The organism is Streptomyces sp. NPDC048718, from assembly GCF_043198875.1.
Taxonomy (GTDB): domain Bacteria; phylum Actinomycetota; class Actinomycetes; order Streptomycetales; family Streptomycetaceae; genus Streptomyces.
On sequence record NZ_JBICVG010000006.1, the window covers coordinates 144,796 to 152,575 of the forward strand.

At 73.2% G+C, this 7,780-nt stretch carries 4 protein-coding genes and 1 pseudogene; 4 read left to right on the forward strand and 1 reads right to left on the reverse strand.

Annotated elements, in window-relative coordinates; all coding sequences use genetic code 11:
• Window positions 1-8 precede the first annotated feature (8 nt).
• The 4 genes from ACGFRB_RS13435 to ACGFRB_RS13450 all read left to right on the forward strand — a co-directional run bounded on the left by ACGFRB_RS13435 (window position 9) and on the right by ACGFRB_RS13450 (window position 7,214).
• Window positions 9-3,110 carry a hypothetical protein gene (locus ACGFRB_RS13435; protein ID WP_393242718.1) on the forward strand — a complete coding sequence of 1,034 codons (3,102 nt, stop codon included), beginning with the start codon at window positions 9-11 and terminating at the stop codon, window positions 3,108-3,110.
• 154 nt (window positions 3,111-3,264) lie between these two features.
• Window positions 3,265-4,497, forward strand: coding sequence for an arginine deiminase (locus ACGFRB_RS13440; RefSeq protein WP_363010351.1), 1,233 nt, complete (start codon window positions 3,265-3,267; stop codon window positions 4,495-4,497).
• A gap of 228 nt (window positions 4,498-4,725) precedes the next feature.
• On the forward strand, window positions 4,726-5,727 hold the full coding sequence (gene argF / locus ACGFRB_RS13445) for an ornithine carbamoyltransferase (RefSeq protein WP_393242720.1): 1,002 nt from the start codon (window positions 4,726-4,728) through the stop codon (window positions 5,725-5,727).
• A gap of 212 nt (window positions 5,728-5,939) precedes the next feature.
• Window positions 5,940-7,214 carry a glycosyltransferase gene (locus ACGFRB_RS13450; protein ID WP_393242722.1) on the forward strand — a complete coding sequence of 425 codons (1,275 nt, stop codon included), beginning with the start codon at window positions 5,940-5,942 and terminating at the stop codon, window positions 7,212-7,214.
• 201 nt (window positions 7,215-7,415) lie between these two features.
• On the opposite strand, the pseudogene ACGFRB_RS13455 reads toward ACGFRB_RS13450, so the two are convergent.
• A pseudogene (locus tag ACGFRB_RS13455) lies at window positions 7,416-7,780 on the reverse strand (collagen-like protein); the annotation flags it as partial.

Genomic DNA, 7,780 nt, shown 5'->3' on the forward strand with positions numbered 1-7,780 from the left:
GACGACCGATGACACGAGAGCAAGGCCGGGCACGCGCCCAGGACGAGGCCGACCAGATCGTCTTCCGCTGGGACGGCGAGAACGCCTCCGGCGCCGCCGGGTTCGGCCCGGTGGCCTGGTCGGGCGGCCAGGAGGAGACGGCGGCGCTGTTCCACGGCGTGGGGGCGGTCCTGCGGGCGAGCGGTGAGGAGATCCGGCCCGCCCTGGTCCGCGTCGGGGGCAGCAGCGGGATCGTCCTGATCCGCCGCACCCCGTGGACCGATCCCGGCGGCGGGTCCTCTGCCCTCTGCCATGTCCTCGTCGGCTCCCGCGACCTCCTCGACCCGGCGCGCTGCCTCGGTCTGCACGCCTGGACCTGGGAGGGTGCGGACCTGCCGCTCGCCGACGTGCGGGGCGAACTGCCGGTGGTGCGCGGGCAGGCCCTGATCTCGGCGGCGGAACGGGGGATGCGCCACCTGGACACCCGGCTGCCGGGTGCCGAACGGGAACTGACGGGCACGGTGGCGGAGTTGCTGCGCCGGCCACAGGGCCACTTCACGTTCCTGGACCGGCGTGGCGACACGGCGCTGCCGGTGCTGTGGGGGCTGTACGGACTGTTCGGCCGGCTCATCGACCGCCGCTGGACCTTCGCCACGCATGACACGGTCGAACTGCCCTTCCTCCGTTATGTGTTCGTCGGGCAGTGGGCGGGCGCGGCCGGCCGCGACACCGACCGCCGACGGGTCGATCCGGCCGAACGCGCGGGAGACGACATGGAATCGCTCGCGGCCCGCCTGGTCGCCCACCACCTGCGCGACATGGGGGCCGACGGCGAACGGGTGGGCGTGGTCGGTGCCGAGCTGGGCCACTCCCTGGCCGGCCCCGGAGCCCCACTCCGCGACACGGTCCGCGCGGCCCTGGCCCGCCTCGACCGCCGCTTCCCGCTGGATCGGCCCTCGCCCCCGCCGGCGTGGTCGGCCGGGGCCGGGGCCGTCGCAGGGGAGAGGACGGCGCGCGGGCGGACGGAGCGGGCACAGAGCACGGCGCGGAGGGAGGCCTCGGCGAGGACCGAGGAAGAGGAGAAGCCGGAGCGGGCGGAGAGCCCGGAACAGGCCGGGGCACCGGCGCGGTCGGGGCGGCGCGTGTGGCCGGAGGGGCTGGAGTGGTCCGAGCCGCCGGAGGCGAAGCCGGAGCAGGAGGAGACGAAGCCGGAACAGGAGGAGCCGGAGAGAGGGGAGAGGCCGAAGATTCGGGAAAGCTCACAGCGGCCGGAGCGGCCGGAGGAGACAGAGGGGCCAGAGGGGGCAGAGGCGTCGGAGGGGGCAGAGGGGCCGGAAAACGCCGAGCGGTCGACCCGGCCGACGATGCCCACGCGGGTGCGGGAATCGAGACAACCGGAGAGGTCGGAGGAGACGGCGGGGCCGGAGGTCGCGGAGAGCCCAGAGCCCGCGAGCCGGGGGAGGTCCGGGCGATGGGGGTGGCGTCGCAAGCCAGTGGGGCCGGTGGAGCCGGGACGTCCGGAAGGGCCGCCCCCACCGGACGGGCCAGAGGTGCCAGAGGTGCCGGAGAGTTCAGCGGTACGAGGGGTGCGAGAGGCGCCGGAAGGGCCCGAGCTGCCCGGTCCCCCACAGCCGCCGGGGGCGGCGGCGCGGCCCGTACAGGCGGACGACCGGACCAGTTCACCGCACGGGCCGGAGCCGGCGGACGGCGCCGAGCCCCCGGACCGGCCCGAACGACCGGGGGCCGCGGCCGTGACTCCCGCGCAGCCCGTGATCCCGGAGCAGTCACGGAACGCGGAGAAGCGCGCGGGACACGAACCGTCCGGTGACCTCGTGCCGCCGCACCCAAGGGCGGGCGGGACCCCTCTGGTGGTGACGGGTCCCGGCCCCGCGGCCACCGCGCCGCCCGGGGCCCCGCCCTGGGGACCCGTACCCACCGGCACACCGCCGCTTCCACCGGAGGACGCGGCCCCCGAGCCTCCGGCCCGGTCGGCGTGGGCCGGGCCCGCTCCAGGACCTGGGCGGCGCGGCACCCGGAAGAACCGGCGCCCCCAGGAGAGCCCGGCGGGCGGAGCGGGGGTGCGGCTGTCCCGCGCGCGGACCCTGGAAGAGGCGCGGAGCGCGGCCCGCGACGCGGCGGACGCGGAACTCCTCTCCGAGCTCCGGAACCAGGCGCAGCCGTACGCCGTCACCACCGCGCTCGTGCAGGAGATCGCCCACCGCTACCCGTCCTGGGGCGCGGAAATCCGGGGCGAGTTGCTGGAACGCGTGATCGAGGCGGAGTACTTCCTCACCCGTCCCCATGCGCAGGAGCAGGTCGGGCCCGCCGAGCGGGCCGCCGACGCGGCCGCCCTGCACGACTGGGCCGTACGCCCGTTGCTCGTCGGCCGGGACGGGAGCGCCGAGCAGGCCGATCGGATCGCCGGGGTGCTCGCCCGGCTCTGGGCGAGCCCGGATCCGGCGGCCCACGGCGTGTTCCGCCGGATCGTCGGACAACCCGGGCTGCCCGAGTCCGTCCTGCGCACCCTGCTCCTGACCCTCCCGCGCCCGACGGCCCCGCGCCACGACTCCTCCCTGCCGGCGCCTGCCTCGGCCCCGACCCCGGACCTGGCTCCGACCGTGCCTATGGGGCCCCCGCCCCTGGCTTCGGCCATGCCTGCGGGACCCCCGGTCCCAGCGAGGACCGTGGCACCTCCGGTCCCGGTTCCGGCCGCACCCATGACGCCTCCGGCCTCGGTCCCGGCCCCCGCGCCCACCCGCCCAGAGCTTCCGGCACCGCCCGCCCACGCCCCGGCCCCCATGAGCCCCCCGCCCCCTCGCCCTCAATCCCGCCCCGTGGCACCCCGCCGGGAGGACGCCGGAGCCCCGCTCCCGCTCCCCGTTCCCGCGCCCCGTCGGCCGGTCGAGTCGCAGCCGCCCGTCGAACTTCTGCCGCCCGTCGAACCACGGCCGTCCGCTGGACCGCTCCCGTCCGCCGAATCGGAGCCGCCCACCGAACCACTGCCGTCCGTCGGACCACACCCGACCGACGTGACGCTCCCGGACCACGACAAGCACGGGAGGCTCGCGGTCATCGTCCTGGGCGGCATCGCCGTCGTGCTGATCGCGGTGCTGGTGGCCCTCCTGACGTAGCCCCCACCCCCGCTCCCGCCACCACTCCCGCGAGCGCGCCCCCGGACGCCCGTGCCGCCCGGGGCCCGCCCGCACCGTCCGTGACCGCCGTGACTGCGGCGACGAGACGTACGGCGTACTACGCGCCAGCGTCCCGCTCGGTCAGGATGGACGCATGGGATTCCATGTCGATTCCGAGACCGGGCGGCTGCGCCGTGTCATCCTGCACCGCCCCGATCTGGAGCTGAAGCGGCTCACCCCGACCAACAAGGACGCCCTCCTCTTCGACGACGTGCTGTGGGTACGGCGCGCCCGCCAGGAGCACGACGGTTTCGCGGACGTGCTGCGCGACCGGGGCGTCGAGGTCCATCTCTTCGGCGATCTGCTGCGCGAGACCCTGGAGGTACCGGAGGCGCGCGCCCTCGTACTGGACCGGGTCTTCGACGAGAAGGAGTACGGTCCGCTCGCCACCGACCACCTGCGCGCCGCCTTCGACTCGCTGGACCCGGCCCGGCTGGTGGCGGCGCTGGTCGGCGGCATGACGAAGCGGGAGTTCCTCGCGGAGCACCCGGAGCCGACCTCGGTCCGTTTCCACGCGCTGGAGCTCGACGAGTTCGTGCTCGGTCCGCTGCCCAACCATCTCTTCACCCGGGACACCTCCGCCTGGATCTACGACGGGGTGTCGATCAACGCGATGCGCTGGCCCGCCCGGCAGCGCGAGACCGTCCACTTCGAGGCGATCTACCGCCATCACCCGCTGTTCACGGGGCCGCGGGCGGGCGCCTTCCACCATTGGTCGGAGGGGCAGTCCGACTATCCGTCGACCATCGAGGGCGGTGACGTCCTGGTCATCGGCAACGGCGCCGTCCTCATCGGCATGAGCGAGCGCACCACCCCGCAGGCGGTGGAGATGCTCGCCCGCGGCCTGTTCGCGGCCGGTTCGGCGCGCACGATCATCGCGCTCGACCTGCCGAAGCGGCGGGCCTTCATGCATCTGGACACCGTGATGACCATGGTCGACCAGGACACCTTCACGCAGTACGCGGGCCTCGGCCCGCTCCGCTCGTACACGATCGAGCCGGGGGACGAGGGCCAGTCGCTGCGGGTCATCGACCATCCGCCGGAGCAGATGCACAGCGCGATCGCCGCCGCGCTCGGGCTCCAGGACATCCGGGTGCTGACGGCCACCCAGGACGTCCACGCGGCGGAGCGCGAGCAGTGGGACGACGGATGCAACGTGCTGGCTGTTGAGCCGGGGGTGGTCGTCGCGTACGAGCGCAATGTGACCACCAACACCCACCTCCGCAGGGAGGGCATCGAGGTGATCGAGATTCCCGGCAGCGAGCTGGGCCGGGGGCGGGGCGGGCCGCGCTGTATGAGCTGTCCGGTGGAGCGGGACGCGGTCTGACGCGGTCTGACGTGATTCGACGCGGTCCGGTGGCGCCCCGGGGAGGCGGACGCCGATACGGGGGAGAAGGTAGGAGAGGGAGGGGGGAAGCGGAGGAGTGGAGGAGAAGCGGGTGCGCCTTCCGGGGAGGGCTTCCGGGTACACCCGACCGTATAAGAATTCTGGATTACGTATACACTTCCAGGGTCCTCGTCCCTCGACGTCCCGAACGTACCCCAGGAGCGCACCATGGCCACCGACCTCATCGGACGCCACTTCCTCAAGGAGCTGGACTTCAGCGCCGAGGAGTTCCGCGGCCTGATCGCGCTCGCCGCCGAGCTGAAGGCGGCCAAGAAGGCCGGTGCCGAGGTGCAGCGGCTGCGCGGCCGCAACATCGCCCTGATCTTCGAGAAGACCTCCACCCGCACCCGCTGCGCGTTCGAGGTGGCCGCCGCCGACCAGGGTGCCTCCACGACCTATCTCGACCCGTCCGCGTCGCAGATCGGCCACAAGGAGTCGGTCAAGGACACGGCCCGGGTGCTCGGCCGGATGTTCGACGCCATCGAGTACCGGGGTGACAGCCAGGCCGCCGTCGAGGAGCTGGCCGCCCACGCCGGCGTGCCCGTCTTCAACGGTCTCACCGACGACTGGCACCCCACCCAGATGCTCGCCGACGTCCTCACCATGACCGAGCACACGGACAAGCCGCTCGACGAGGTCGCCTTCGCGTACCTCGGCGACGCCCGCTTCAACATGGGCAACTCCTACCTGGTCACCGGCGCGCTGCTGGGCATGGACGTCCGGATCGTGGCCCCGGAGGCGTACTGGCCGGCCAAGCCCTTCGTGGCCGCCGCGCAGCGGCTCGCCGAGACGAGCGGCGCGACGATCACCCTCACCGAGGACGTCGCCGAGGGTGTACGCGGAGCCGACTTCGTCGCCACCGACGTCTGGGTCTCGATGGGCGAGCCCAAGGAGGTCTGGGACGAGCGGATCGCCGCCCTCGCCCCGTACGCCGTGACCATGGACGTGCTGCGGGCGACCGGCAACCCGGACGTCAAGTTCCTGCACTGTCTGCCCGCCTTCCATGACCTCGGCACTGGTGTCGGCCGTGAGATCCACGCCCGGCACGGGCTGACCGAACTGGAGGTCTCCGACGAGGTCTTCGAGTCGGCGCACTCGGTCGTCTTCGACGAGGCGGAGAACCGGCTGCACACCATCAAGGCCGTGATGGTCGCCACGCTGGCCCGCTAGGGCCCGCCCCCCCTGCCCCCGCCGCGAAAGCGCCGGCCACCGCCCTGCCGAGGGCTGTGGCCGGCGCTTCGTCGTGTCGAGGGTGTGCGTGCATTCGGGTGGACCCGGCTCGGACCGTCCGGCGATGGGCCGCGCCACCGGGGCCTGACTCGTAACGTCGGCGGGCGGACGCACTCCGCCCCACCGCCGCCGAGCCAAGCAGGTGACCTCCGATGACGTCGACCGCCACCCCCAGGTTCTCCGTCTTCACCCCCAGCCACCAGCCCCGATTCCTCGACGAGTGCCTGGCGACGCTGCAGGCGCAGACCTCTTCGGACTGGGAGTGGATCGTCCTGCTCAACAACGGCGCCCGGTGGCGGCCCGAGCGTCCCGACGAGCGGGTACGGGTGGAGATCGCGGACGACGTACGCGGCGTCGGGGCCGCCAAGCGGCGGGCCTGCGAACGGGCGCGCGGCGACATCCTGGTGGAACTCGACCACGACGACCTGCTGGCCCGGACCTGCCTCGCGGAGCTCGGCGAGGCGTTCGACGACCACCCCGAGGCCGTGTTCGTCTACAGCGACACCGTCCGGATCACCGAGGACGGCGGACGCGAGAACACCCGCTTCAACGAGGCGCACGGTTGGCGGTACGAGGAAGCGCGGGTCGACGGCCGGACGCTGCTCCAGGCCAAGTCGCTGGCCCCGACCCCGCACAACGTGGCCTACATCTGGTACGCCCCCAACCACGTGCGGGCCTTCCGCAAGGACGCCTACGAGAAGGCAGGCGGCTACGACGCCACCCGCGAGGTCCTGGACGACCAGGACCTGATGTGCCGGCTGTTCCACATCGGCGACTTCCACCACCTGCCCCGTCCTTTGTACCTCCAGCGCATCCACCGGGGGAACACCCAGTGCGAGCCCCAGATCAACGCGCACATCCAGCGCGAGACGGTCGCCCTGTACGACAAGTACATCGAGGCCAACGCCCTCGCCTGGACCGCGCGGCGCGGGCTGTTCGCCCTCGACCTCGGCGCCGCCCACCGCAAGCCGCCGGGCTACCTGGGCGTGGACCAGTACCCGGGGGAGGGTGTCGACATCGTCGCGACCCTGCCCGGGCCGCTGGATCTGCCCGACGGCTCGGTGGGCCTGCTGCGGGCCGTGGACTTCCTGGAGCACGTCCCCGCGAAGGTGCCGCTGATCAACGAGCTGTACCGGCTGCTGGCCCCCGGCGGCATGCTCCTCACGATGACGCCCAGCTCCGACGGGCGCGGCGCGTACCAGGACCCGACCCATGTCGCCTTCTACAACGAGAACTCGTTCTGGTACTACACCGACGACCAGTACCGCGCGTTCGTGCCCGGGATCGAAGCCCGGTTCCAGTCGTCGCGGCTGGTGACGTACTTCCCGACCGACTGGCACGCCCGCAACGACATCTCCTACGTGGTCGCCAACCTCATCGCCATGAAGGACGGCGCCGAGCGGTGTGGGGGACTGCTGGTCGTATAGATCCTGGCCGGGAGCCGAGGTCGGGCCCGACCTGTCCTGGAGTCCGGGTCCGGTGCCTGGCGGCCGGGTCCTGGAGTCCGGTGCCTGGGGCCGGCGGTCCGTCCGTCCGGAACGGTCCGGCCCTGTCGACGCGCGGAACGGGCGGTGCCCCGGAGCCTTCTTCGGCTCCGGGGCACCGCCCGTTCGTGTCCGCGCCGCCGGTCAGGTGGTGGGCGCGCAGATCGCGTAGGCCGTCACATCGCTGAGCGCGTTGCCCGAGGCCTGCCAGCCCGTGCCGTTGGCGGTGGGGCTGCTCTCGTAGACGGTGCCGGTAATCGGCCCGCTGTAGCCGCCGCCGAGGAGCATCTCGCCCGTGGGGCACGTGGCGACCGAGGTCGTCGCCGAAGGGCCGGTGACGACATGGGAGGGGCCGAACGTGGTGCCCTGGACGCCCTGCGCTCCGGTGTCGCCCTGGAAACCCTGGGCGCCCTGAGCGCCCTGGAAGCCCTGTGTGCCTTGTGCTCCGGTGTCGCCCTGGACCCCCTGGAAGCCCTGCGGACCCTGTGCTCCGGTGTCGCCTTGGAAGC